General features: G+C 70.8%; 21 protein-coding genes. 13 read left to right on the forward strand and 8 right to left on the reverse strand.

Translation table 11 applies throughout. The features are described 5' to 3' along the window. Nucleotides 1-138 precede the first annotated feature (138 nt). The 5 genes from urtA to urtE all read left to right on the forward strand — a co-directional run bounded on the left by urtA (nucleotide 139) and on the right by urtE (nucleotide 6,103). Complete coding sequence (gene urtA, locus Q5Y72_RS07155) at nucleotides 139-1,422, forward strand: urea ABC transporter substrate-binding protein (protein ID WP_305962718.1); 1,284 nt, start codon at nucleotides 139-141, stop codon at nucleotides 1,420-1,422. A gap of 102 nt (nucleotides 1,423-1,524) precedes the next feature. Continuing rightward, nucleotides 1,525-3,414 (forward strand): urea ABC transporter permease subunit UrtB, encoded by a 1,890-nt coding sequence (urtB, locus tag Q5Y72_RS07160; RefSeq protein ID WP_305962894.1) that lies wholly within the window; start codon nucleotides 1,525-1,527, stop codon nucleotides 3,412-3,414. A gap of 4 nt (nucleotides 3,415-3,418) precedes the next feature. After that, nucleotides 3,419-4,654: an urea ABC transporter permease subunit UrtC gene (gene urtC / locus Q5Y72_RS07165; protein WP_305962719.1), complete on the forward strand. Its 1,236-nt coding sequence runs from the start codon at nucleotides 3,419-3,421 to the stop codon at nucleotides 4,652-4,654. Continuing rightward, on the forward strand, nucleotides 4,651-5,391 hold the full coding sequence (gene urtD, locus Q5Y72_RS07170; protein WP_305962720.1) for an urea ABC transporter ATP-binding protein UrtD: 741 nt from the start codon (nucleotides 4,651-4,653) through the stop codon (nucleotides 5,389-5,391). The genes urtC and urtD overlap by 4 nt, the downstream gene beginning before the upstream one ends. A 1-nt stretch (nucleotide 5,392) precedes the next feature. Continuing rightward, nucleotides 5,393-6,103, forward strand: coding sequence for an urea ABC transporter ATP-binding subunit UrtE (gene urtE / locus Q5Y72_RS07175; protein WP_305962721.1), 711 nt, complete (start codon nucleotides 5,393-5,395; stop codon nucleotides 6,101-6,103). Here urtE and Q5Y72_RS07180 read toward each other — a convergent pair. The 3 genes from Q5Y72_RS07180 to Q5Y72_RS07190 all read right to left on the reverse strand — a co-directional run bounded on the left by Q5Y72_RS07180 (nucleotide 6,085) and on the right by Q5Y72_RS07190 (nucleotide 9,293). After that, nucleotides 6,085-6,939: a MurR/RpiR family transcriptional regulator gene (locus tag Q5Y72_RS07180; protein ID WP_305962722.1), complete on the reverse strand. Its 855-nt coding sequence runs from the start codon at nucleotides 6,937-6,939 to the stop codon at nucleotides 6,085-6,087. The two genes, urtE and Q5Y72_RS07180, sit on opposite strands and share 19 nt — an antisense overlap. Before the next feature lie 120 nt (nucleotides 6,940-7,059). Continuing rightward, complete coding sequence (locus Q5Y72_RS07185; protein ID WP_305962723.1) at nucleotides 7,060-7,509, reverse strand: DNA polymerase III subunit chi; 450 nt, start codon at nucleotides 7,507-7,509, stop codon at nucleotides 7,060-7,062. A 167-nt stretch (nucleotides 7,510-7,676) separates the two neighbouring features. Next, the gene (locus tag Q5Y72_RS07190) at nucleotides 7,677-9,293 is read right to left on the reverse strand and encodes a leucyl aminopeptidase (RefSeq protein WP_305962724.1); all 1,617 of its coding nucleotides are present in this window, start codon (nucleotides 9,291-9,293) and stop codon (nucleotides 7,677-7,679) included. Nucleotides 9,294-9,407: 114 nt separating this feature from the next. Between Q5Y72_RS07190 and lptF the strand changes: the two genes are divergently transcribed. The 6 genes from lptF (at nucleotide 9,408) to rsmA (ending at nucleotide 17,261) form a co-directional block, all read left to right on the forward strand. Continuing rightward, the gene (lptF, locus tag Q5Y72_RS07195; protein WP_305962895.1) at nucleotides 9,408-10,544 is read left to right on the forward strand and encodes an LPS export ABC transporter permease LptF; all 1,137 of its coding nucleotides are present in this window, start codon (nucleotides 9,408-9,410) and stop codon (nucleotides 10,542-10,544) included. Further along, nucleotides 10,541-11,650, forward strand: coding sequence for an LPS export ABC transporter permease LptG (gene lptG, locus Q5Y72_RS07200; protein ID WP_305962725.1), 1,110 nt, complete (start codon nucleotides 10,541-10,543; stop codon nucleotides 11,648-11,650). The genes lptF and lptG overlap by 4 nt, the downstream gene beginning before the upstream one ends. After that, a complete protein-coding gene (locus Q5Y72_RS07205) occupies nucleotides 11,647-14,043 on the forward strand; it encodes an LPS-assembly protein LptD (protein ID WP_305962726.1) in 2,397 nt (798 codons plus the stop codon). The genes lptG and Q5Y72_RS07205 overlap by 4 nt, the downstream gene beginning before the upstream one ends. A gap of 33 nt (nucleotides 14,044-14,076) precedes the next feature. Then, nucleotides 14,077-15,345: a peptidylprolyl isomerase gene (locus Q5Y72_RS07210; RefSeq protein ID WP_305962727.1), complete on the forward strand. Its 1,269-nt coding sequence runs from the start codon at nucleotides 14,077-14,079 to the stop codon at nucleotides 15,343-15,345. Between the two features lie 4 nt (nucleotides 15,346-15,349). After that, on the forward strand, nucleotides 15,350-16,315 hold the full coding sequence (gene pdxA / locus Q5Y72_RS07215; protein ID WP_305962728.1) for a 4-hydroxythreonine-4-phosphate dehydrogenase PdxA: 966 nt from the start codon (nucleotides 15,350-15,352) through the stop codon (nucleotides 16,313-16,315). A 91-nt stretch (nucleotides 16,316-16,406) separates the two neighbouring features. After that, entirely contained in the window at nucleotides 16,407-17,261 is an 855-nt protein-coding gene (gene rsmA, locus Q5Y72_RS07220) for a 16S rRNA (adenine(1518)-N(6)/adenine(1519)-N(6))-dimethyltransferase RsmA (RefSeq protein WP_305962729.1), read from the forward strand. 30 nt (nucleotides 17,262-17,291) lie between these two features. On the opposite strand, the gene Q5Y72_RS07225 is transcribed toward rsmA, so the two are convergent. From Q5Y72_RS07225 to Q5Y72_RS07245, 5 genes are all read right to left on the reverse strand, one after another. Then, nucleotides 17,292-18,041 (reverse strand): DUF4167 domain-containing protein, encoded by a 750-nt coding sequence (locus Q5Y72_RS07225; RefSeq protein ID WP_305962730.1) that lies wholly within the window; start codon nucleotides 18,039-18,041, stop codon nucleotides 17,292-17,294. A 241-nt stretch (nucleotides 18,042-18,282) separates the two neighbouring features. Beyond that, complete coding sequence (gene prmC, locus Q5Y72_RS07230) at nucleotides 18,283-19,140, reverse strand: peptide chain release factor N(5)-glutamine methyltransferase (protein ID WP_305962731.1); 858 nt, start codon at nucleotides 19,138-19,140, stop codon at nucleotides 18,283-18,285. Beyond that, nucleotides 19,137-20,192: a peptide chain release factor 1 gene (gene prfA / locus Q5Y72_RS07235; RefSeq protein ID WP_305962732.1), complete on the reverse strand. Its 1,056-nt coding sequence runs from the start codon at nucleotides 20,190-20,192 to the stop codon at nucleotides 19,137-19,139. Before prfA ends, prmC begins: the two co-directional genes overlap by 4 nt. A 119-nt stretch (nucleotides 20,193-20,311) precedes the next feature. Continuing rightward, nucleotides 20,312-21,271 (reverse strand): agmatinase, encoded by a 960-nt coding sequence (speB, locus tag Q5Y72_RS07240; RefSeq protein WP_305962733.1) that lies wholly within the window; start codon nucleotides 21,269-21,271, stop codon nucleotides 20,312-20,314. Between the two features lie 81 nt (nucleotides 21,272-21,352). After that, nucleotides 21,353-22,261: an MBL fold metallo-hydrolase gene (locus Q5Y72_RS07245; protein ID WP_305962734.1), complete on the reverse strand. Its 909-nt coding sequence runs from the start codon at nucleotides 22,259-22,261 to the stop codon at nucleotides 21,353-21,355. 253 nt (nucleotides 22,262-22,514) lie between these two features. Here Q5Y72_RS07245 and rpsF point away from each other — a divergent pair, with 253 nt between their 5' ends. Together rpsF and rpsR are read left to right on the forward strand one after the other, a co-directional pair. Then, the gene (rpsF, locus tag Q5Y72_RS07250) at nucleotides 22,515-22,961 is read left to right on the forward strand and encodes a 30S ribosomal protein S6 (RefSeq protein ID WP_305962735.1); all 447 of its coding nucleotides are present in this window, start codon (nucleotides 22,515-22,517) and stop codon (nucleotides 22,959-22,961) included. Nucleotides 22,962-22,974: 13 nt separating this feature from the next. Beyond that, nucleotides 22,975-23,202 (forward strand): 30S ribosomal protein S18, encoded by a 228-nt coding sequence (gene rpsR / locus Q5Y72_RS07255; RefSeq protein ID WP_042247758.1) that lies wholly within the window; start codon nucleotides 22,975-22,977, stop codon nucleotides 23,200-23,202. Nucleotides 23,203-23,210: the final 8 nt, after the last annotated feature.

The raw sequence follows: 23,210 nt of genomic DNA on the forward strand, positions 1-23,210 counted from the left end.
GGCACCTGCGGCGCGAAACCTGCCCGAATCCTGTCCAACGCCGGCGATTGCGCCTCTGCTGCTTCTGCGAAGGCCGCGACCTTCACCGGAACGACCACAGGGACACCGGCCGCCAGACGCCGGATCGAGAGGATGACCATGACCAGATTGACCAAGTTGCTGATGCTGACCAGCGCGCTGACGCTGGCCAATGCCGCCTGGGCGCAAGAGGGCGAGCCGATCAGGATCGGCGTGCTCCATTCGCTGTCGGGCACCATGGCGATTTCGGAAACCACGCTGAAGGACACCGTCCTGATGATGGTCGAACAGCAGAACGCCAAGGGCGGGCTTCTGGGCCGGCCGATCGAGGCGGTCGTGGTCGATCCGGCCTCGGACTGGCCGCTGTTCGCCGAGAAGGCGCGCGAATTGCTGACCGTCAGCGATGTCGACGCGATCTTCGGCTGCTGGACCAGCGTCAGCCGCAAATCCGTGCTGCCGGTGCTCGAGGAACTGAACGGCCTGCTGTTCTATCCGGTCCAGTACGAGGGCGAGGAATCCTCGAAGAACGTGATCTACACCGGCGCCGCGCCCAACCAGCAGGCAATCCCGGCGGTGGACTACATGATGGAGGAGCTGGGCGTCGAAAGCTGGGCGCTGCTGGGCACCGACTATGTGTATCCGCGCACCACGAACAACATCCTCGAGGCCTATCTGAAGGACAAGGGCGTCGCGGCCGAGGACATCTTCGTGAACTACACGCCCTTCGGCCATTCCGACTGGTCGAAGATCGTGGCTGACGTGGTCGCGCGTGGCGCGGGCGGCAAGAAGGTCGGTGTCGTCTCGACCATCAACGGCGATGCCAATGTCGGCTTCTACAAGGAACTGGCCGCCGCGGGCGTCAGCGCCGACGACATTCCGGTGATGGCCTTCTCGGTCGGGGAAGAGGAACTGGCCGGCCTCGACACCGCCAATCTCGTCGGGCACCTGGCCGCCTGGAACTATTTCCAGACCGCCGAAAGCCCCGAGAACGACGCCTTCATCGCCGGCTGGAAAGAGTTCATCGGCGACGACAAGCGCGTGACCAACGACCCGATGGAAGCCACGATGATCGGCTTCAACGCCTGGGTCGCGGCGGTCGAGAAGGCCGGCACCACCGAGGTCGATCCGGTGCTCGAGGCCATCGTGGGCGTCGAGGTGCCGAACCTGACCGGCGGCACCGCGACCGTCCTGCCGAACCACCACCTGACCAAGCCGGTGCTGATCGGCGAGATCCGCGAGGACGGCCAGTTCGACATCGTCAGCCAGACCGAGCCGGTTCCGGGCGACGCCTGGACCGACTTCCTGCCGGAATCGGCGGTGCTGGATGCCGACTGGCCGGGCAAGTCCTGCGGCATGTTCAACACCGAGACGCAAAGCTGCGTGCAGGTGCAGTCGAACTACTGAGGGACGGCGGGGGCGGCGCCGTCGCCCCCGCGACACAAGACGAAAGGCACCCCCGCCGTGATCCACCTGCCCCGCCCGGTGATCGGGCTTGCCCTTGCGCTGATGCTGGCCCTTCCTGGCGCGCCGGCGCTGGCCAACCCGCAATTGCAGGCCGTCATCACCGAGAATATCGACCAGATCCGCAAGCCCTCGCGCCGCACCGTCGCGCCGCTGGTGGCGCAGATCGCGGCGACCGGACCCGAGGGCGCGGCCCTGCTGGCTGCCTGGGCCGACCGCCGCCTGGGCGTGACCGAGGATGGCCGGCTGCTGATCGTGACGGGCGACGACGCCACCGACGCGGCCACCGGCGCGGCGGTCGCGGGCGCCGATCCCGACATGCTGCGCCCCAATTCGGGCGTGCGCGGGGTGATCGAATCGGCGCTTGTCGTCAGCCAGCTGTCGGATCCCGAGCCGCGCATCCGCGCCGCCGCGCTGGACGCCATCGCCCGGTCGGGCACCGCCGAGCATCTTCAGGCGCTGCGCGATGCGCCCGCCGATCCCGATGCCGCGCTTCAGGCCCGCAAGGATCGGCTGCAGACCCTGCTGACCATCCAGCACGATTCCGACTCCGCCGCCCGCGTGGCGGCCATCGAGGCACTCAGCGGCGATGTCAGCCTGGATTTCCGCGCCGCGCTGAACCCGCTGCTGGCGACCCGCGTGATGGCCGCGACCGAGCCGCCCGCAGACGCCAACATCGCCCGCGAGATCACCCCGGGCAGCGACGCCCTGTCGCGCGACGCGGCCTATGACCTGCTGAAGGCCAATGGCACGGCGCAGCCCCGCCTGACCCTTGCGGCGCAACGCGACGCACTGGCCGCGAACATCGTCGATGGCCGCGCCGGTGGCGTGCCGGTGGCCGACCTGGCCGATCCCGCCGCCCGCGACCGCGCCTACGAGGCGCTGGAAGCCGCAGGCACCGTCACCCCCGCCGCGACCGAGGCCGAGGCGCAGGCAGCCATCGACGCCCACCGCTATTTCGAGGTCTATGCCGAGGCCGACGCCGCCGTGACCGACGCCGCCCGGGCCGCCCAGACCCGCGCGCAGGTGCGGCTGGCGGCGATGAAGGGCATCGACCTTGGCCTTGATGCGCTGTCGCTGGCATCGATCTACTTCCTGGCCGCGATCGGGCTTGCCGTCACCTTCGGGGTGATGCGCGTCATCAACATGGCGCATGGCGAGTTCATCATGATGGGCGCCTATACCGGCTATGTGGTGCAGACCCTGATCGCCGGGCGCACCCTGTCGCTGCTGGTGGCGCTGCCGCTGGCCTTCGCGGTCACCTTCCTGGCCGGCGTGGTCCTGTACCGGCTGGTGATCCGGCATCTGGCGCATCGCCCGCTGGAAACCCTGCTGGCGACCTTCGGCGTGTCCATCGCGTTGCAGCAGATCGCCAAGAACGTGTTCGGCACGCAGGCAAGGCCCCTTACATCGCCCGCCTGGCTGGAAGGCGCGATCACCGTGAACGACGTGATCTCGATCTCGACCATCCGGGTGGCGATCTTCGTGCTGGCGCTGCTGTTCCTGGGGCTGTTCCTGTTCATCATGAAGCGCACCCGGCTGGGGCTGGAGGTGCGCGCCGTCACCCAGAACCCCGGCATGGCGGCCAGCATGGGCATCAACCCCGACCGCATCGCGATGATGACCTTCGGCCTCGGCTCGGGCATCGCGGGCATCGCCGGCGTGGCCATCGGGCTGTTCGCCAAGGTCACGTCCGAGCTGGGCCAGGACTACATCGTGCAAAGCTTCATGACCGTCGTGGTCGGCGGCGTCGGCACGATCTGGGGCACGCTGGCCGGTGCCGGGTTGATCGGCGGCTTTTCCAAGGTGGTCGAATCGCTGAACCCCGGCAACACGCTGGCGGCGCAGACCTTCATGATCCTGTTCATCATCATCTTCATCCAGTTCCGGCCGCGCGGGATCATCCCGCAAAAGGGCCGCGCGGCGGAGGCGTGAAACCATGACCCGCAAGCCCTTCCTTCTGCAGAACCCCTCGGTGCTGGTCGTGCTGGGCCTGCTGGCAGCCTTCACCCTGGCCGTCACCCTGCTGAGCCAGGCCTATGGCACCGGCCTGATCCCGACCTCGACCGTGAAGATCCTGGGCAAGACGCTGTGCCTGGCGCTGGCCGCCGTCGCGATGGATCTGGTCTGGGGCTATGTCGGCATCCTGTCGCTGGGCCAGATGGCCTTCTTCGCGCTTGGCGGCTACATGATCGGGCAGTGGCTGATGTATGCGCGCACCGAAACCATCGTCGCCGCCAGCCTTGCCAACAACCCGATCCCGCCGACGCCACTGGAACTGCAACAGGCGGTGGCCAACCAGATCTTCGGGGTCGTCGGATCCGCCGACCTGCCGCTGGTCTGGGGTCTCGCCCACAGCCTGACGGCGCAGCTGATCCTTGTCGTCGCGGTGCCGGGCCTTCTGGCGCTGCTGTTCGGCTGGCTGGCCTTCCGGTCGCGCGTCAACGGCGTCTACCTGTCGATCCTGACCCAGGCGATGACGCTGGCGCTGGCGCTGTGGCTGTTTCAGAACGACAGCGGATTTCGCGGCAATAACGGGCTGTCGGGGCTGCAGAACATCCCCGGCCTTGACGCCGTGGGCCAGGCAACGCTGTCGGTCTGGTTCCTGTGGGCCTCGGCGGCGGCCCTGGGCCTGGGCTATCTGCTGGCCGCGTGGCTGGTCAGCGGCAAGTTCGGCAGCGTCATCCGCGCCATCCGCGACGACGAGACCCGCGTGCGGTTCCTCGGCTACCCGGTCGAGGGCTTCAAGCTGGTGGTCTTTGTCCTCGCGGCGATGATTACCGCCATCGCCGGGGCGCTGTATTACCCGCAGGCCGGCATCATCAACCCCGCGGAACTGGCGCCCATCGCCTCGATCTACCTGGCGGTCTGGGTGGCGATCGGCGGGCGCGGGCGGCTTTATGGCGCGGTGATCGGCGCCGTCGTGGTGTCGCTGCTGTCCAGCTGGTTCACCGGGGGCCGCGCGCCCGACCTGGCGCTGCCGGGCTATGTCGTGAAATGGGTGGACTGGTGGCAGGTGGCGCTTGGCCTGTCCTTCGTGCTGGTGACGCTGTTCGCGCCCAAGGGCATTTCGGGGCTGTTCGACTGGCTGGCCGGCATCCTGCCGCCGCGCCGGCATGGCCGTGATCTTGGCCCCGACCTCGGCGCGCTGCAGGAACAGGAGGCCAAGGCATGAGGTCGCTTCTGGAAGTCGACGGCATCTCGGTCAGCTTTGACGGGTTCCGCGCCATCAACAACCTGTCCTTCAACATCGGCGAGGCCGAGTTGCGCGCGGTGATCGGCCCGAACGGCGCCGGCAAGACCACCTTCATGGACATCGTGACCGGAAAGACGCGGCCGGACGAGGGCCGGGTGCTGTGGGGCGAGCCGTCGAAATCGCTGCTGAAGATGAACGAGGCGCAGATCGCCCGCGCCGGCGTCGGCCGCAAGTTCCAGCGCCCTACCGTGTTCGAGGATCAGACCGTCGCCGCCAATCTGACCATGGCGCTGAAGGCCAATCGCAACCCCTTCGCGGTGCTGGGCTGGCGGCCCTCGCGCGGATCGGCGGTGCGGGTGGCCGAACTGGCCGCCGAGGTGGGGCTGGCCGATCAACTGGACCGCAAGTCGGGCGAGTTGAGCCACGGCCAGAAGCAATGGCTGGAAATCGGCATGTTGCTGGCGCAGGAGCCGCGCCTGTTGCTGGTCGATGAACCCGCCGCCGGGATGACCCTTGCCGAACGCGAACAGACCACGACGCTGTTGCGACGGCTGGCCGAAACCCGCGCGGTGGTGGTGGTCGAACACGACATGGATTTCGTCCGGCGGCTGGATTGCAAGGTCACCGTGCTGCATCAGGGCTCGGTCCTGGCCGAGGGCAGCCTAGACCATGTGACCCGAAATCCCGACGTGATCGAAGTCTATCTGGGGCGCTGACATGCTGAACGCTGCAAACCTGACCCTGCATTACGGCGGAAGCCAGATCCTGCATGGCATCGACATCACCGCCCGCCCCGGCGCGGTGACCTGCGTGATGGGCAACAACGGCGTCGGCAAGACCTCGCTGATGAACCTGCTGGCCGGGCGGCATCCGCGATCGGGCGGCACGATCAGCTTTGACGGCACCGATCTGGGGCGCGTGAACGCCCAGCAGATGGCGCGGCTGGGCGTCGGCTATGTGCCGCAGGGCCGGGCGATCTTTCCGATGCTGACCGTGCGCGAGAACATGGAGACCGGCTTTGCCTGCCTGCCCCGCGCCGAACGGCGCATCCCCGACGAGATCTTTGACAGCTTTCCGGTGCTGGCCGAGATGGCCGGCCGGCGCGGCGGCGATCTGTCAGGCGGCCAGCAACAGCAGCTGGCGATCGCCCGCGCGCTGATCACCAAGCCGCGCGTGCTGTTGCTGGACGAGCCGACCGAGGGCATCCAGCCCAACATCATCGCGCAGATCGGCCGGGTCATCGCGGCGCTGCGCGATCGCGGCGACATGGCCATCGTGCTGGTCGAGCAGTATTTCGACTTTGCCTGGGATCTGGGCGACGAGTTCCTGGTGCTGGAACGGGGTCGCGCCGTGGCGCAGGGCACCAAGGCCCAGCTGCGCCGCGAGGATCTGCATGCCCGGCTGGCCGGTCACGCCGAGGCCGCCTGACCATCCCCGGTCGGCGCGGCCTGGCCCAGGGCCCGCAGGCCGCCGGTCGCGGCAGCCAGCGCCAGCGCCAGGATCGAGGTGGCGGTCATCGGGCGAAAGCCCGCCGCCTCGACCTCGATCAGGTTCAGGCACAACGCGCCGCTGCCCAGCCGCGCCGCCACGCCGGGATCGGCAATCGCCACGACCTGCGCGCCGGCGCGCTGCGCCTCGGCGCAGAAATCCAGCGTTTCCTGCACGGGCGGCGAGAAGGAGATGGCCAGCACCGCATCGCCGCCGCGCACCGAGGTCACGCCGCTGATCTGCCCGAAGGCGCCATGCAGCAGGGCCGGCACCTCGACCCGTTCGAGGATGTAGGCGGTATGGGCGGCGGCGGCAAAGCAGCGGCCGTGGCCGACGACATGGATCACGCCGGCCCGCGCCAGCATCCCCGCCGCGCGGTCGAAATCGGACCCGTCGACCGTGTCCAGCATCCGTTCCAGCGACAGCCGCCCGGCCTCGGTGAATTCCGCCAGCAGGCCCGCGGGGCGGGCCGCGCCCTGACGGCTGAGTTGCTGCAGGCGCTGGGCATAGTCGGGGCGCGGCATCTGGAAGGGGCTGCGGAACAGGTCGCGCATCTGCGAATAGCCCGAGAACCCCATCGCCTGCGAGAACCGCACCACCGCCGAGGCCGGCACCCCGGCACCGCGGGCGAATTCGGCCACCGTCGCCTGCGCCAGCCGCGCCTGCTGGCGGGCGGCGTATTCGGCGCATTGGCGCAGCCGCTTGGGCAGGCTGCCGTGAAGTTCCTGCAGCCGGGCTATGAATTCATCAGTGCTGTGCGGCGCGCCACCGTCCATGATTCGCCTCTCGGGCCGAAACGCATGGGCGAATTGTGCAGGCTGGCGCGGCTTTGCGCCACGAGAATCAGCACAAACCGCTGGCGTATGACGCTTTTCGGACGCGACTGTGGCGCCGCCCTAGCGTTTTCGCAGCCAGCGGCCGTCCTCGTCGGACCAGTATTCGGCGGTGATGCCCGCGCCGGTGAGGCCGCGCCACTGGTCGCGGGCGCGGGCCACCGCGCCGGCATCGCCGCCGTCGAAGATCAGGCAGGCGCGGTCGAGGCGGGCCACCTCGTCGGGCGTCACCTCGGCGCCGTTTAGCGTCATCAGGCAGGCGGGCGCGTTGGCCGGCGCCTGTCCGGGCAGGGTCAGCAGCACGGGCTGGCGGGCGTCATGCGCGCCGCCGGCAAGGCCGTGGGGCAGAAAGCCGTCATCCAGCCACAGCTGGCGATCCAGCCAGTCCATCCGCGCCGGATCGGTGCCGCGCAGCTCGACCCGCCAGCCGGCCTGAAGCGACTTGCCGATCAGCACCGGCAGCAGCTTTTCGGCGGGCGAGCGGATCAGGTGATAGAACAGCGCGTTGCCCATGATCCGGCCCTAGCGTTGCGCAACGCCAGCGCGCGTTGCGGGCGCAGGCGCCACGACCGTCCCGCGTGAAACGCCCTGCAAATGCTGGCCGAAACCGCGCACAGCCCGTGCACCGGCGATGCACCGGGTGTGCACAGGCTGTACACCGCTTGCGCGCGTTGCGCGGCTCATTCGGTCTCGAAGCGGTCGCGCACCAGCCGGTCCAGCGTCATCACCCCCCAGCCGGTCGCGCCCTTCGGGGCCAGATCGGTGGCCGCGGGCGGCAGCGCCACCCCGGCGATGTCGATATGCGCCCAGGCCTGGTCCTTGCGGATGAAGCGTTGCAGGAACTGCGCCGCGGTGATGCTGCCCGCCGCCCGGCCGCCGGTGTTCTTCATGTCGGCCAGCCGCGACTTGATCAGCCCGTCATAGGACGGCCCCAGCGGCAGCCGCCACGCCCCCTCGCCCTCGGCCCGCGCGGCATCGAGGATCTGGCCGGCCAGCGTGTCGTCATTGGCGAAGACCCCGGCATTGTCGTGGCCCAGCGCGATGATCACCGCCCCGGTCAGCGTGGCGAGGTCGATCACCGCGCTGGGCTGGAACCGGGTCTGCGCATACCACAGAACGTCGGCCAGCACCAAACGCCCCTCGGCGTCGGTGTTGATCACCTCGATGGTGTCGCCCTTCATCGATTTCAGGATGTCGCCGGGCCGGTAGGCGCGGCCATCGGGCATGTTCTCGACCAGACCGACAAGACCGACGACATTGGCCCTGGCCCGGCGCAGCGCGAGGGTGCGCATGACCCCGGCGACGACGCCCGCGCCGCCCATGTCCATGGTCATTTCCTCCATCCCGGCGCCCGGCTTGATCGAGATGCCGCCGGTGTCGAACACCACGCCCTTGCCGACCAGCGCCAGCGGCGCCTGATCGCCGCCGCCGTTCCAGCGCATCACCACCACCTTCGAGGGCGATTCGCTGCCCTGACCCACCGCCAGCAGCGCGCGCATCCCCAGCGCCGCCAATTCGTCCTCGTCCAGCACCTCGACGGTCAGGCCGATTTCCTCCATCGCCTTCAGCCGGTCGGCGAAATCGCTGGTGGTCAGGACATTGGCCGGCTCGTTGACCAGATCCCGGGTGAAGAACACGCCCTCGGCCACCGCCGCGCCGTGCCGGGCCTGTTTGGCCAGCGCCTCGGGGTCCTTGGCCATGAAGGTCACGCGGGCCTTGTCCGACACCGGCTCGGCGCCGTTGGCAGCATCCGCGCCCGCATCGCCCGCCGCCTCGCCGGGCGAGGCGGCGTCGGTCAGCCGGGCATCGCCCTCGGCCCCCTGCCGCGACACGCTTTGCGGCGGCAGGGCGGCCTCGGTGTCATCCTCGGCGCCGTTCGACTGCGAGCGGGTGTGATAGACCGAGAAGTCATAGCCCCGCAGCGCGATGCCCAGCGCGATCTCGGCCGCCTGCTTGTGGCCGCCGGCCATTACCAGCGTATGCGTCTTGCCCAGCCTGGCGCCGATCGCGGCACCGGCCTTGCGGGCCTCGGTCAGGCTGGATTTCGGCGGCAGCGACACCAGCATCAGCGACTCGGCGGCCATGCCGGCGGGAAAGGCCAGTTCCAGCGCCGCACCCGGTTTCAGCGCCTTGCCGGCCTTCGAGGCCAGCGCCCGCTGCGCCGCCTCGCGGGCCGGGCGCGGCAGGCCGGCCGGCAGCCGCCCGTCGCCGCCCAGGATCAGCGCAACGCGCCCCTCGTGACCCGCCAGGCGATCGGCGGCGATCTCGGTGAAGGTGATTTCGACGGGATGGGTCATCTCGGCTCCTCGCATCTTGGGTTGGCGAGACCCTAGACCCGCCGCCGGGCCTTGGCCATAGCCGCCCTTGCGGCTAATCAGGTCGCAACGCCCTTGCAGGACAGCCCCGCGCCGATGCCCCGGATCGACCGATATATCCTCAGCCAGATGCTGACGCTGTTCGGCTTTTTCGCGCTGGTGCTGGTGTCGGTCTACTGGATCAACCGCGCCGTCAGCCTGTTCGACGACCTGTTGAACGATGGCCAGACGGCGCTGGTCGTGCTGGAATTCACGGCGCTGACGCTGCCCCTGGTGATTTCGGTGGTGCTGCCGGTCGCGGCCTTCGCGGCGACGGCCTATGGCACCAACCGGCTGGCCAATGAATCCGAACTGGTGGCGATGCAGTCGGCGGGGCTGTCGCCCTGGCGGCTGGCCCGGCCGGTGCTGGTCTTCGGGCTGTTCGTCGCGCTGATGGTGGCGGTTCTGGTGCATGCGCTGGTGCCGATGGCGCGGGCGCGGCTGGCCGACCGGCAGGCCGAGATCGCCGAGAATGTCACCGCGCAGTTCCTGCGTCCGGGCAGCTTCCAGTATCCCTCGAACGGGCTGACGCTGTTCATCCGCGACATCGCCAGCGACGGCCGGCTGCTGGACCTGTTCATCGAGGATGCGCGCGATCCCGACAACCAGACCATCCACAGCGCCGAGGAGGCGCTGGTGGTGCGCGCCGAGACCGGGCCGGTGCTGATCCTGCTGCGCGGCATGTCGCAGAACCTGCGCCTCGACGGCGAGACGCGGCGGCTGTCGGTGACGCGGTTCGAGGAACTCAGCTATGACATCGGCGCGATGCTGGGCAGCGTCGGGCGGCAGGGGCGCGACCTGCGCGATTATGGCACGCTGCGGCTGCTGCTGCCCGACGCGGCGCTGCTGCAGGCCACCGGCGCCACCCCCGCCGAGGCGCGGCGCGAGGCGCATGAGCGCATTGCCCAGCCGCTGCTGTCGCCGATCGCGGCGCTGATCGGCTTTGCCACGCTGCTGATCGGCGGCTATTCGCGGTTTGGCGTCTGGCGGCAGGTGGTCTGGGCGATCCTGGCGCTGATCGTGGTGCAGTTCCTGACCAATGCCGCAGCCGACCGGGCCGGGCGCGATGCGGCGCTGTGGCCGGTGCTGTATCTGCCGGCGCTGGTCGGGGCGGGGCTCTGCGCGATGCTGCTGTGGCTGGCGGCACGGCCGCGGCGGCTGCGCGGGCAGGCGGCGGCGGGGGGCGGGTCATGATCCTGGCACGCTATGTCGCGCGCCGCTTCCTGCGCAGCCTGCTGGTGATCGCCGGGGTGTTCCTGCTGATCCTGCTGCTGATCGACATGATCGAGATGATCCGCCGCTTTGCCAGCCGCGACATCGGCGTGGCGGGGGCGGCGCGGCTGGCCGGGCTGAACATCGCCGGCAGCTTCTACGCGATCCTGCCGCTGATCACCGTGCTGGCCGGGATCGCGCTGTTCCTGGGGCTGGCGCGCAGTTCCGAGATGGTGGCGATCCGCGCCTCGGGACGCTCGGCGCTGAAGGTGGTGACGGCGCCGGCGCTGACGGCGGCGCTGGTCGGCGCGCTGGCGGTGGGGCTGATGAACCCGCTGGTCGCGGTCACCGGCCAGCGTTTCGACGATGCCGTGGCCGCGATCGAGCGCAGCAGCCGCCAGACCGTCTCGGTCGGCGAGGAAGCCGTCTGGCTGCGGCAGGCGGTGACCGAGGGCGGCGAGGAGGCCGGGCAGGTGGTGATCCGCGCCCGCCGCGCCAGCCCGGATGCCACCACGCTGTATGATGCAAGCTTCCTGATCTTCGGGCCCGACAGCGGTCCGACCCGGCGGCTGGAGGCGCGCGAGGCGCGGCTGCAGCCCGGCGAATGGCACCTGACAGAGGTGCGCGACTATCCGCTGGACCAGCCCAACCCCGAGGCGGCGGCGCAAAGCCATGACCGCCTGACGCTGGCCTCGGACCTGACCGCGCAGCGCATCCGCGACGGCTTCGGTCGGCCCGAGGCGGTGCCGGTCTGGCAGCTGCCGGGCTTCATCGCGGGGCTGGAACGGGCGGGCTTCTCGGCCGCGCGGCACCGGGTCTGGCTGCAGATGGAACTGGCGCGGCCGTTCCTGATGGCGGCGATGATCCTGATTGCCGCGGCCTTCACCATGCGCCATGTCCGCGGCGGCAATACCGGCGCCGCCGTGCTGATGGCCTTTGCCGCCGGGATCGGGCTGTTCTTTCTGCGCAATCTGGCGCAGGTTCTCGGCGATAACGGGCAGGTCACGCCCTCGATGGCCGCATGGACGCCGCCGCTGGTCGGCGCGCTGCTGGCGCTGGGCCTGATCCTGCAGCGGGAGGACGGATGAGCGGGCAGGACCGGCAGACGATCACGGGGCGGGGGCAGGCGGGGCTGCTGGCCGGGCTGGCCTGCTGGGCGGTGCTGGCCCAGCCGCTGGCCGGGCAGCAGCTGTTCGACCAGACCGGCCGGCCGACATCTTCGGCGATGACCGGGGCGCCCCTGGCCACATCCTCGGGCGAGGCGGCGCTGGCGCCTGCCGCGCCGGCCCTGCAGGACACGATCCTCGGCGACCGCACGCCGGGCAGCGCGCCGCTGGAAACCGTGGCGCCGGATGCAGACATCACCCTGCCCGCCCGCCCCGCCGAGGGCGCGGCCGAGGACGCGGCGACGGTGCTGGCCGACAGCATGGAACTGCAGGGCGACCGGACCCTGATCGCCGCCGGCGGCGTGGTGGTGTGGTATCAGGGCGCGCGGCTGGTCGCCTCGCGGCTGGTCGTGGACGGCGAAAGCGGCGCGCTGACCATCGAGGGGCCGGTGCATCTGTCGCGCCCCGGCGCCGCCGATCCCGAGGCCGAGGCGGTGCTGATCGCCGATTCGGCGCAGCTGGACCGGCAGTTGCAGGACGGCATCATCCGCGGCGCGCGGCTGGTGATCGCCCGCGAATTGCAGCTGGCCGCCGAGGAACTGACCCGCAGCGGGGAGGGCCGGTTCACCCGGCTGACCCGCGTCGTCGCATCAAGCTGCCAGGTCTGCGCCAGCGACCCCACCCCGCTATGGGAGATCCGCGCCCGCAGCATCACCCATGACGCAGAGACCCGGCTGCTGACCCTCGAACGTCCGCAGCTGCGCGCCTTCGGCCTGCCGATCGCGTCCGCGCCCTTCACCATCACCGCCCCCGATCCCACGGTCGAGCGGCGCACCGGCTTCCTGCGGCCCGAGATCCGCACCACCTCGGGGCTGGGCTTCGGGATCAAGGCGCCCTATTTCGTCACCCTGGGCGATCAGGCCGACCTGACGCTGACACCCTACCTGTCTGCCAGCCGCACCAGCACGCTGGAACTGCGCTATCGCCGCGCCTGGCGCAGCGGCGTGACCGAATGGAACGGCGCGGTCAGCCGCGACGACATCCGCCCCGGCGAGACCCGCGGCTACCTGTTCGGCAATGCCCTGGTCGATCTGCCGCGCGACTATCGGCTGGGGGTGCAGCTGCAACTGGCCTCGGATCGCGGCTACCTGCTGGATTACGACATCACCGAGGCCGACCGGCTGTGGAGCGGGCTGACCCTGGAACGCATCACCCGCGACCGGCTGGTCTTCGGCCGGGTCGGCAACTACCACTCGCTGCGCGACGACGAGGACAACGCGACCTCGCCCGCCCAGGTCGCCGACGTGCTGTGGCAGCGGCGCTTCTCGCCCCGGCTGATCGGCGGCGAGGGGGTGATGGAATGGTCGGTGCATGCCCATCGCCGCCCCTCGGACGAGGACGAGGTCGGCCGCGACGTGGCCCGCGGCTCGGTCGGGCTGGACTGGCGGCGCAGCGAGATCCTGCCAGGCGGGCTGGTCGGCGCGGCCATCGCGGGGCTGGACGCCGACCTCTACCGCATCGCGCAGGACGACCGCTATGACGATGTGGTGTCGCGGGTCGACCCGCTTGTCGGCGTCGAGCTGCGCTGGCCACTGGCCGGCAGCGCGGGCGGCGCCACCCATCTGGTCGAGCCGGTCGCCCAGCTTTTGTGGTCGCCGCGCGGCGAGGACGACGACATCCCCAACGAGGACGGCCGGCTGATCGAATTCGACGAGGGAAACCTGTTCTCGGACAACCGCTTTCCGGGCTGGGACGCGCGCGAGACCGGGCTGCGCGCCAATGTCGGCGTCAGCTGGACCCGCATCGACCCGGCGGGCTGGTCGCTGGGCCTGACCGGCGGGCGGGTGCTGCGGGCGCGCGAGGATCGCGTCTTCGCGGCCGGATCGCCGCTGGCGGGACGGCGCTCCGACTGGCTGCTTGCGGCGCATTACGACAGCGGCACCGGGCTGGCCGTCGCCAACCGCGCGCTGTTCGACGATTCCTTCCGGGTCTCGCGCAACGAGCTGCGCCTGGGCTGGCTGCGCCCCGACCTGCAGCTGTCGGCGGGTCATCTGTGGATCGACAGCGATGCCGACGAGGGCCGGCCGCAGGACACCAGCGAACTGACCGCCACGCTGGGCTGGCAGATCGCCGAGGGCTGGTGGGGCAATGCCGAGACCCGCTATGACTTTGCCGCCGACCGCGCGCAGCGCGCCTCGCTGGACGTGACCTATCGCAATGAATGCGTGACGGTCGAGATGGGCGTCTCGCGCCGGTTCACCCGCGCCGACGAGGTGCGCCCGGAAACCAGCCTCGACCTGTCGGTGCGGCTGGGCGGGTTCGGCAGCCAGAAAGACGGGCCGGGCACGGTGGCGCGGCGCAGTTGCTTGCGCTAGTCTCGCGCAACGAATGATTTTGGGGGCAGCGTGATGCGGCACATCCTTTCCGGTATCGCCCTGGCGGCGGGCCTGCTTCTGGGCGCGGGCGCGCCGGCGGTGGCGCAGAACCCGTTCGAGCCGGTCGTCTATGTCAACGACGCCGCAGTGACCCGCTACGAGGTGCAGCAGCGGATGCGCTTCATGCAGGTGCTGGGTGCGGCGGGCACCGATGCGGCGGGCGCCGAGCAGGCGCTGATAGACGACCGGCTGCGCGATTTCGCGGCCCGGCAGGCGGGCATCGAGGTGACCGACGAGGGCTTGCAGACCGGCCTTGAGGAATTCGCCAGCCGCGCCGGGCTGGGCGCCGCCGAGTTCACCGCCGTCCTGGAACGGGCCGGCATCGAGCAGCAGGCGTTTCGCGATTTCGTGGCCTCGGGCGTGGCCTGGCGCGCGGTGGTGCGCCAGCGGATCGTGCCGGGGATCAGCGTCTCGGACGCCGAGATCCAGCAGGAGCTGACGCGCCGGATCGAGACCCCGGTGGTGACGCGGGTGCTGCTGTCGGAACTGATCATCCCCGCACCGCCGGGCCAGGAGGACGCCGCGATGGCCCGCGCCCGCGAGGTCGCCGGCAGCGGCCCGACCGAGGCGCAGTTCGCCGAGGCGGCGCGGCGGCTGTCGGCCTCGGGCTCGGCGGCGGCGGGCGGACGGCTTGCCTGGATCGATCTCGAGAACCTGCCGCCGAGCCTGCGGCCGGTGATCCTGTCGCTGAGCCCCGGCCAGACCAGCCAGCCGCTGACCGTGCCGGGCGCGGTGGTGCTGTTCCATCTGCGCGACACGCAGGGCACGCTGCGGCCCGGCGCGCGCGAACAGGTGCTGGACTACATGACGCTGCGGCTGGCCTCGGCCGCCGAGGCGGCGGCGCTGGCGGCCCGCGCGCGCAGTTGCGACACGCTTTATGCCGAGGCCGGCGGCGCGGCCGCCGCGATCCAGCGCCAGACCGTCTCGCAGAACGCCATTCCCGGGCTGATCGCCACGCAGCTGGCCTCGCTGGACGATGACGAGGCGGCGGTGGTGAATTACGGCGGCAGCGCCGATCTGGTCATGCTGTGCTCGCGCCAGCCGGCGCTGCTGGCCGAGGCCGAGGCGGGCGTGGCGACGACCGCGCTGGCCGATGACGGGGTCGAGGCCGCGGTGCCGGACGAGGGCGCGCTGCCCAGCCGCGATGCGGTGCGCGAGGAGATCTTCAACCGCAAGGCCACCGCCGCGGCAGACGCCTATCTGGCCGAGCTGCGCGCCGATGCGGTGATCCGGCGGCCCTGATCCGATGACGCCGCGCATCCTGCTGACCTGTGGCGAGCCGGCCGGGATCGGCCCGGAACTGGCGCCGCTGGCGCTGGCCTCGGGGGTCGAGTTCGTCTGGATCGGCGATCCCCGGCACCTGCCGCCCGGAACCGCCTTCCACGAGGTCAGCGCGCCGTCGGACCCGGTGCCGGCGGGGCATCTGCCGGTGCTGCGCCATGATTTCGCCGGCCCGGCGATCCCCGGCCGACCGGACCCGGCCCATGCCGCGGGGGTGATCGCGGTGATCGCCCGCGCGGTCGATCTGGTCCGGCGCGGCGAGGGGCTGGCCATCACCACGCTGCCGATCAGCAAGCAGGCGCTGAAGGCGGGGGCGGGCTTCGCCTTTCCCGGCCATACCGAATATCTTGCCGATCTGGCGGGCGGCGTGCCGGTGGCGATGATGCTGGCCACGACCGGCGCCACCCCGCCCTGCCGTGTGGTGCCGGCGACGATCCACATTCCGCTGGCCGAGGTGCCCGCGGCGCTGAGCGATGGGGTGCTGGAACAGGCGATCCGGCTGACCCATGCCGCGCTGATCCGCGATTTCGGCATCGCCGCGCCGCGGATCGCGGTGGCCGGGCTGAACCCCCATGCCGGCGAGGGCGGCACGATGGGCCGCGAGGAGCGCGACCGGATCGCCCCGCTGCTGGACCGGTTGCGCGCCGAGGGACTGGCGCTGGCCGGACCGCTGCCCGCCGACACGATGTTCCATGCGCCGGCCCGGGCCGGCTATGACGCCGCGGTCTGCGCCTATCACGACCAGGCGCTGATCCCGGTGAAGACGCTGGATTTCGCGGGCGGCGTGAACGTGACGCTGGGGCTGCCCTTCATCCGCACCTCGCCCGACCACGGCACGGCCTTCGACATCGCCGGCAAGGGTCGCGCCGATCCGGCCTCGACCATTGCGGCGCTGCGGATGGCGCGCGACATGGCGGCCAGCCGCGCATGAGGGCGCGCCGGATTGCGTCCCGCGACGGGCGGGGGGCCAGCCCCCCGCACCCCCCGGGATATTTGCACCAGGGCAAGAGGGGCGGCGGTCGATGAGCACGTTCGACGATCTGCCGCCTCTGCGCGCGGTGATCGCGCGGCATGACCTGCAGGCAAAGAAGCAGCTGGGCCAGAACTTCCTTCTGGACCTGAACCTGACCGCGAAGATTGCCCGGCAGGCGGGCGACCTGTCGGGCTGCGACGTGCTGGAGATCGGTCCCGGCCCCGGCGGGCTGACCCGCGGCCTGCTGGTCGAGGGGGCCCGGCATGTGCTGGCGATCGAGAAGGATCCGCGCGCCCTGCCCGCCCTGGCCGAGATTGCCGCGGCCTATCCCGGACGGCTGACCGTGCTGCAGGGCGATGCGTTGCAGATCGATCCGCTGGCGCATCTGACGCCGCCGATCCGCATCGCCGCGAACCTGCCCTACAATATCGGCACGGAGTTGCTGGTGCGCTGGCTGACACCGCCCGCCTGGCCACCCTTCTGGCAGTCGCTGACGCTGATGTTCCAGAAGGAGGTGGCCGAGCGGATCATCGCGCGACCGGGCGGCAAGGCCTATGGCCGGCTGGCGCTGCTGGTGCAATGGCGCTGTGACGCGCGGATCGTGATGACGCTGCCGCCCGAGGCCTTCGTGCCGCCGCCGAAGGTGCATTCCTCGGTGGTGCATCTGACCGCGCTGCCCGCGCCGCGCTTTCCGGCCGATCCGACGATCCTGTCGCAGGTCACGGCGGCGGCCTTCAACCAGCGCCGCAAGATGCTGCGCGCCAGCCTTCGCGGTCTGCATCCGCAGATCGAGACTCTGCTGGACGGCTGCGGCATCGCCCCGACCGCCCGCGCCGAGGAGATCGACCTCGAACGCTTTTGCGCGCTGGCCCGCGCCCTGGGCGTGGCGCGCAACGCCGGCTGACTGCCCTGCCCGAACCAGGCGTGGCGGCGATCAGCCCTCGCCCGAGACGCTATCGGCGCCCTGCGACCCGTCCGCGCCGCCCTCGGCCTCGGCGGGAGGCTTGCGGCGGCTGCGCGGCGCGGCACGGCCGGGTTCGGCACTGCGCGGCGCCTTGCTGCGCGGGCTGCGGCTGCGGGCGGGCTTGGCCTCGCTTTCGGGGGTGGCGACGAGATCGGCCGCGTCCTCGGCCGCATCGCCCACGGCATCGGGCAGGCCGGCCGGACGATCGTCGCCCGCGGCCGCTTGCGACGCATCCTGTGCGGGGCGGGCCTCGCGCGTCTCTGCGGGCTGCGGCTCGGCCTCGGCGGGGCCGCCGCGCGCGGCTTGCGGTTCATCCTCGCCGCGCCGGTCGGCGTCGCGGCCGCGCGGGTGCTGGCCGTTCTGGCCGCTGTGGCCACCCTGGTGGTTCTGGTCGCGGCGCGGCCCGGCCTCGTCCTCGCCCGGCTGGCGCTGGCTGTTCTGCGGATGCTGGCCGTGCTGCTGCCGCTCGGCCATCTCGCGCTGCGCCTCGCCCAGCATCCGGGTGTAATGCTCGGCATGCTGCAGGAAGCTCTGCTCGGCCACGCGGTCGTTCGACAGCTGCGCATCGCGGGCCAGCGTCAGGTATTTCTCGATGATCTGCTGCGGAGTGCCGCGGACCTTGCCCTCGGGACCCGAGCTGTCAAAAACGCGGTTGACGATGTTGCCCAGCGTGCGCTGGCGGTTCGACTTGTTGCGCGAACGGGATTTGGATGATCTCATCGGTCTGTCTGTCGTGATTCCAGGGGTGTCTGGGGCTCCAGGTGAACTGGACGGCGTTTCGGGCGGCTTCGGGCGGCGTGCTGCCGGACCTTGCCGTTCAACCCCCGCCTTGCACCGCTGGGGGCGTCACAGGCGCCCGGTCGGTTTCGGCATTGTCAGGCTGACCCGTGCGGCGACCCTGCGGCCCCGGCACGCCGCTGACTAACCACGCACCCGCCGTGGTGACAAGCGAAAAGTTGCGCTAACGGGGGCTTTTCGGCACGGCGCCGGCCGGAAATGGCGGAAAACGCGCGGAAACGACGCGATCCCGCCCATCCAGATCGGCGATCAGGCGGGTTTCCGCGCCGGCGCCGGCGAACAGGGTCTGCACCGCACGGCCCTGGCTGGGCCCGATCTCGACCAGCACATGGCCGCCGGGGCGCAGCCGGTCACGCGCGCCGGCCGCGATGACCCGATAGGCGCCCAGCCCGTCGCCGCCATCGGTCAGCGCGCCATGCGGCTCCCACTCGCGGACATCGGGGGACAGGCCGGCCATCTCGGCCAGCGCGATGTAGGGCGGGTTCGACACGATCAGATCGAACCGGCCGTCGAGCCCCGCATACCAGTCGGCACGCCGGAAATCGGCGCGCACGCCGATCCGGGCGGCGTTGCGCCGCGCCACCTCGAGGGCGGGTTCCGAGATGTCGGTGCCCAGCCCGGCCGCCCCCGGGCGCGCGGCCAGAACCGAGATCAGGATCGCGCCGGTGCCGGTGCCCAGGTCCAGCACGGACTGCCAGGGCAGGTCCAGCGCCGCCTCGACCAGGGTCTCGGTCTCGGGGCGGGGGTCCAGCGTGTCGCGCGTCACCTCGAAACGATGGGCGTGGAAATCGCGGTATCCGACGATCTGGGCGACCGGCTGTCGGCGCGCCCGCGCGGCGATCGCGGCGTCCAGCCGCCGCGCCGGGTCCTCGCCGAGGTCGCGGTCGCCGATGATCCGCAGGCGACCCGGCTCGCAGCCGAGGATCGCGGCAAGGATGCGGTCGGCATCGCGCGCCGCGCCCTCGATCCCGGCCGCGCGCAGGCGCGCCGAGGCGGTCGCACGGGCCTCTGCGACGGTCATTGCTGAGCGGCCAGCCGCGCCGCCTGGTCATGCGCGGTCAGCGCGTCGATCACCTCGGCCAGATCGCCGGCCATCACCCGGTCCAGCGCGTACAGCGTCAGGTTGATGCGATGGTCGGTCAGCCGGCCCTGCGGGAAATTGTAGGTGCGGATCCGCTCGGACCGGTCGCCGCTGCCGACCTGGCTCTTGCGGTCGGCGGCGCGCTCGGCATCGGCCTGGCTGCGCTGCATGTCGTAAAGCCGCGCCCGCAGCACGGCCATCGCGTTGGCGCGGTTCTGGTGCTGCGACTTCTCGGAACTCGTCACGACGATGCCGGTGGGCAGATGGGTGATGCGCACCGCGGAATCGGTGGTGTTCACATGCTGACCGCCGGCACCCGAGGCCCGCATGGTGTCGATGCGGATGTCGGCCGCGGGAATGTCGATATCGGCATCCTCGGCCGCCTCGGGCAGCACCGCGACGGTGGCCGCACTCGTATGGATGCGCCCGCCCGATTCGGTCTCGGGGACGCGCTGGACGCGATGCACGCCCGATTCGTATTTCAGCCGGGCAAAGACCCCCTCGCCCGCGATCCGCGCCACCGCCTCGCGCACTCCGCCCAGCTCGGTCTCGGCCAGTTCCAGCAGCTGGAAATCCCAGCCCTGCGCCTCGGCATGACGCCGGTACATCGCCAGCAGATCGCCCGCGAACAGCGCCGCCTCGTCGCCGCCGGTGCCGGGACGGATCTCGATGATCGCGGGCCGCGCATCGGCGGCGTCCTTCGGCAGCAGTGCGATCCGCAACCCCTGCTCCAGCTCCGGCAGGACACCGCGCAGCCGCGCCAGCTCGTCCTCGGCCAGTTCGCGCATCTCGGGATCGGCCAGCATCACCTGCGCCTCGGCGACGGCATCACGGGCCGCCCGCCATGCTGCGATCTCCTCGACGACCGGCTTCAGCTCGGCATATTCCCGGCTGATTCCGGCGATCCTGTCGGGGGCCGGGCCGGCATTCAGCTGCGCCTCGAGATAATCGAAGCGCCGGGTGATCTGGTCAAGGCGGTCCTCGGGCAGCATCCGGCCCGATTAGCGCCGCCGCGCCGCGGTCGCAAGCGCCATCGCCCCTTTGCCTTGGGGCAAATATCCCGCGGGGGGCCCGGGGGGCGCGAAGCCCCCCGGCGGTCGCGGGACGCAAATCAGCGACGGCGCCAGCCACGGATCGCGATCAGTTCCGTCGCGACATGCGCCCCTGCGATTGCGGTGGCCCCGGTCGTGTCATAGGGCGGCGACACCTCGACCACGTCGCCACCGATCAGATCCACCCCGGCCAGCCCGCGCAGCAGCGCCGCCGCCTGCCACGAGGCCAGCCCGCCCCAGACCGGCGTTCCGGTGCCGGGCGCGAAGGCCGGGTCCAGCGCGTCGATGTCGAAGGTCACATAGACCGGCCGGTCGCCGGTCACCCGGCCGATCCGTGCCAGCGCCGCCTCGACGCCGTCGCGATGCACCGAGGCCGCGTCGAGGATGCTCACCCCCAGCGTGTCGGGGTTCTCGGTGCGGATCCCGACCGAGACGCTGGCAGCGGCATCGACCAGCCCCTCACGGATCGCCTTGTAGAGAAAGGTGCCGTGATCGATGCGGTCGGGGTCGTCATCGGCCCAGCTGTCGGAATGGGCGTCGAACTGGATCAGCGCCACCGGCCCGCGCCGGGCAGCCACCGCGCGCAGGATCGGCAGGGTGATCGAATGATCGCCGCCCAGCGTCACCGGCGCCGCGCCGGCGTCCAGGATCGCGCCCAGATGCGCCTCGATCCGGGCGGGCACGTCGCGGGTCATCGCATAGTCGAAGGCCATGTCGCCGTAATCGACCACGTTCAGCACCGCCAGCGGATCATAGCCCCAGCCATAGGGCGGGTCATAGGGCTGCAGGGTCGACGCCTCGCGGATCGCCCGCGGCCCGAATCGGGTGCCCGGCCGGTTGGTCACCGCCTGGTCGAAGGGGATGCCGGTCACCGCCACATCGACGCCGGCCAGATCCTTGGAATAGCGGCGGCGCAGAAAGCTGGTCGCGCCGCCAAAGGCGTTTTCGAACGAGGGGCCGCGCGGATCGGCCCGGGTGAAGGCCTGATCGACCTGATGCTTCGCGTCCTCCAGCGCCATGCGCCCCTCCCCCGCTGCGGTTGCCTTCCGCAACTGTCGGGCAGCGGCCGCGGAACTGCAATCGCAAGTCGCGGCCGCCGCTCAGCGGGCCCCGCCGCCGAAGCGGTTGGCGGGGATCCTGAAATAGCTGTGCCCGTCCGCCTCGGGATCGGGCAGACGCCCGGCCCGCAGATTGACCTGCAGCGCATGCAGCATCCGGTCGGGCAGCGGCAGGGTCGCGTCGCGGTCGTCGCGCAGCCGCATGAACGCCGCGCGGTCCACCCCGCCGCCAACATGCGCGTTATGCGCCCGCTGCTCGGCCACGGTCGATTCCCAGGCGGGCGCCGCGCGCCCTTCGGTGCCGTAGTCATGGCCGACGAACAGCCGGGTGCGGTCGGGCAGCGCCAGGATCGACATCAGGCTGTCGTAAAGCGCGCCCGACGACCCGCCCGGAAAATCGGCGCGCGACGTGCCGACATCGGGCTGCATGAAGGTGTCATGCACGAAGGCCGCATCACCGATCACATAGCTGACCGAACCCAGCGTATGGCCCGGATGCAGCATCACCCGAACCGGTATCCCGCCCAGACGGAAGGTCTCTCCATCCGCGAAGAGATGGTCGAAATCCGCGGCAGGATGGAAGCCGCCGGGCAGGTTGTAGATCCCCTCCCACAGCCGCGCGATCTCGACCACCTTCGCGCCGATGCCGTTCGGGGCGCCCGTGCGCTGGCGCAGCCAGTGCGAATCCGTCAGGTGATCGGCATGGGGGTGGGTGTCGAGGATCCATCGCAGGCGCAGCCCGCGCCCGGCGATCTGGCCCAGCACCCATTCGGCATTGTCATGCCCGGTCGCGGCGCTGCGCGGGTCGAAATCCTGCACGACGTCGATCACCGCCGCGTCCAGGCTTGCCGGGTCCCAGACCAGATACTGCGCGCTGCCGGTCGGCGCATCGTGAAAGCCCAGCACCTCGGGCGATCCCGGCCCGCGCGAGGGGGAATGCCGGTGGAACATCTGTCCTCCTTCGGGATATATCTCGATTGCCGAATATAGGCCCCGCCGCCCGGATGGGAAGGCCCGCCCCGACCGGCCGCCGGCCCCCGACCGGCCCCGGGTGGCCTCCGGGGCGTTTCACCTTGCATCCGCAGCGATCCCCGCTATAAGGCCGCATCCTTCCGCCGAGACCGTGCAACCGCGCAACCTCTCGTGGCGGGTGCGGAAGGTCTGATCCCGCCTATGAAGTGCGCCCGATGATGAAAGGGATGCCATGCCTCTGTACGAGCATGTGCTGATCGCCCGCCAGGACCTGTCGAACACGCAGGCCGAAGGGCTGATCGAACATTTCTCGACCGTGCTGGCCGACAATGGCGGCAAGGTCGTGGAAAACGAATATTGGGGTGTGCGCACCCTCGCCTACAAGATCAACAAGAACCGCAAGGGCCATTACGCCTTCCTGCGCAGCGACGCCCCCTCGGCCGCCGTGCACGAGATGGAGCGTCTGGCCCGCCTGCATGACGACGTGATGCGCGTGATGACGATCCGCGTGGACGAGCATCAGGAAGGCCCCTCGGTGCAGATGCAGAAGCGCGAAGAGCGCGGCGACCGTGGCGACCGTCCGCGTGGCGACCGTGGGGATCGGGGCGATCGCGGGGACCGTGGCGATCGCGGCGACCGTGACCGTGGCGACCGCGGCGACCGCCGCGAGCGGAACTGAGAGGATCTGAGACATGGCGAACAAACCGTTCTTCCGCCGCCGCAAGGTCTGCCCGTTCTCGGGCGACAACGCCCCGGCCATCGACTACAAGGACACCCGCCTGCTGCAACGCTATATCAGCGAACGCGGCAAGATCGTGCCCTCGCGCATCACCGCCGTCTCGGCCAAGAAGCAGCGTGAGCTGGCCCGCGCCATCAAGCGCGCCCGCTTTCTCGCCCTGCTGCCCTATGTCGTGAAGTAAGGAGGACC

Origin of the sequence: Paracoccus spongiarum (genome assembly GCF_030732095.1) — a bacterium.
Classification (GTDB): domain Bacteria; phylum Pseudomonadota; class Alphaproteobacteria; order Rhodobacterales; family Rhodobacteraceae; genus Paracoccus; species Paracoccus spongiarum.

Excerpts from the sequence above, each read along its gene's own strand:
- urtA (WP_305962718.1), top strand. The coding sequence starts at position 139 with ATGACCAGATTGACCAAGTTGCTGATGCTGACCAGCGCGCTGACGCTG.
- urtB (WP_305962894.1), top strand. The coding sequence starts at position 1,525 with ATGCTGGCCCTTCCTGGCGCGCCGGCGCTGGCCAACCCGCAATTGCAG.
- urtC (WP_305962719.1), top strand. The coding sequence starts at position 3,419 with ATGACCCGCAAGCCCTTCCTTCTGCAGAACCCCTCGGTGCTGGTCGTG.
- urtD (WP_305962720.1), top strand. The coding sequence starts at position 4,651 with ATGAGGTCGCTTCTGGAAGTCGACGGCATCTCGGTCAGCTTTGACGGG.
- urtE (WP_305962721.1), top strand. The coding sequence starts at position 5,393 with ATGCTGAACGCTGCAAACCTGACCCTGCATTACGGCGGAAGCCAGATC.
- Q5Y72_RS07180 (WP_305962722.1), bottom strand. The coding sequence starts at position 6,939 with ATGGACGGTGGCGCGCCGCACAGCACTGATGAATTCATAGCCCGGCTG.
- Q5Y72_RS07185 (WP_305962723.1), bottom strand. The coding sequence starts at position 7,509 with ATGGGCAACGCGCTGTTCTATCACCTGATCCGCTCGCCCGCCGAAAAG.
- Q5Y72_RS07190 (WP_305962724.1), bottom strand. The coding sequence starts at position 9,293 with ATGACCCATCCCGTCGAAATCACCTTCACCGAGATCGCCGCCGATCGC.
- lptF (WP_305962895.1), top strand. The coding sequence starts at position 9,408 with ATGCCCCGGATCGACCGATATATCCTCAGCCAGATGCTGACGCTGTTC.
- lptG (WP_305962725.1), top strand. The coding sequence starts at position 10,541 with ATGATCCTGGCACGCTATGTCGCGCGCCGCTTCCTGCGCAGCCTGCTG.
- Q5Y72_RS07205 (WP_305962726.1), top strand. The coding sequence starts at position 11,647 with ATGAGCGGGCAGGACCGGCAGACGATCACGGGGCGGGGGCAGGCGGGG.
- Q5Y72_RS07210 (WP_305962727.1), top strand. The coding sequence starts at position 14,077 with ATGCGGCACATCCTTTCCGGTATCGCCCTGGCGGCGGGCCTGCTTCTG.
- pdxA (WP_305962728.1), top strand. The coding sequence starts at position 15,350 with ATGACGCCGCGCATCCTGCTGACCTGTGGCGAGCCGGCCGGGATCGGC.
- rsmA (WP_305962729.1), top strand. The coding sequence starts at position 16,407 with ATGAGCACGTTCGACGATCTGCCGCCTCTGCGCGCGGTGATCGCGCGG.
- Q5Y72_RS07225 (WP_305962730.1), bottom strand. The coding sequence starts at position 18,041 with ATGAGATCATCCAAATCCCGTTCGCGCAACAAGTCGAACCGCCAGCGC.
- prmC (WP_305962731.1), bottom strand. The coding sequence starts at position 19,140 with ATGACCGTCGCAGAGGCCCGTGCGACCGCCTCGGCGCGCCTGCGCGCG.
- prfA (WP_305962732.1), bottom strand. The coding sequence starts at position 20,192 with ATGCTGCCCGAGGACCGCCTTGACCAGATCACCCGGCGCTTCGATTAT.
- speB (WP_305962733.1), bottom strand. The coding sequence starts at position 21,271 with ATGGCGCTGGAGGACGCGAAGCATCAGGTCGATCAGGCCTTCACCCGG.
- Q5Y72_RS07245 (WP_305962734.1), bottom strand. The coding sequence starts at position 22,261 with ATGTTCCACCGGCATTCCCCCTCGCGCGGGCCGGGATCGCCCGAGGTG.
- rpsF (WP_305962735.1), top strand. The coding sequence starts at position 22,515 with ATGCCTCTGTACGAGCATGTGCTGATCGCCCGCCAGGACCTGTCGAAC.
- rpsR (WP_042247758.1), top strand. The coding sequence starts at position 22,975 with ATGGCGAACAAACCGTTCTTCCGCCGCCGCAAGGTCTGCCCGTTCTCG.